Annotated in this window: 1 protein-coding gene; it reads left to right on the forward strand. The window is 64.7% G+C overall.

Annotated elements, in window-relative coordinates; all coding sequences use genetic code 11:
* A partial coding sequence (locus L6R21_28340) for a polyketide synthase (protein MCK6563112.1) occupies nt 1–502 on the forward strand: 502 nt, incomplete at both ends.

The raw sequence follows: 502 nt of genomic DNA on the forward strand, positions 1-502 counted from the left end.
GATCCCAACCCGGATGTGGAGGGCAAGATGGTCTCGCGCTGCGGGGGATTCCTTCGCGACGTCGATCTCTTCGATGCGTCTTTCTTCGGCATCTCGCCGCGCGAGGCGGTCCACATGGATCCGCAGCAGCGCTTGCTGATCGAGGTCTCGTGGGAGGCTCTCGAGGCGGCCGGGCTCAGCCCGCGGCGCCTGATGAACAGCGCGACGGGTGTCTTCATCGGCATGTGCTCGAGCGACTACCAATCGTTCTCGATCGAGCGCGGCCTGACGGACGCTTACACGGGCACGGGCAACGCTCACAGCGTCGCGGCGGGCCGGCTCTCGTATTTGCTCAACCTGCGCGGGCCGAGCTTTGCGGTCGACACGGCGTGCTCGTCGTCGCTTGTCGCGGTGCATCTGGCTTGCCAGAGCCTTCGCTCGTCGGAGTGCAATCTTGCGCTTGTGGGCGGCGTAAACCTCGTCCTAAAGCCCGACGGCTCGATTTATTTCAGCCGCATTCGGG

The organism is bacterium (genome assembly GCA_023150945.1).
Lineage (GTDB): Bacteria > Zhuqueibacterota > Zhuqueibacteria > Zhuqueibacterales > Zhuqueibacteraceae > Coneutiohabitans.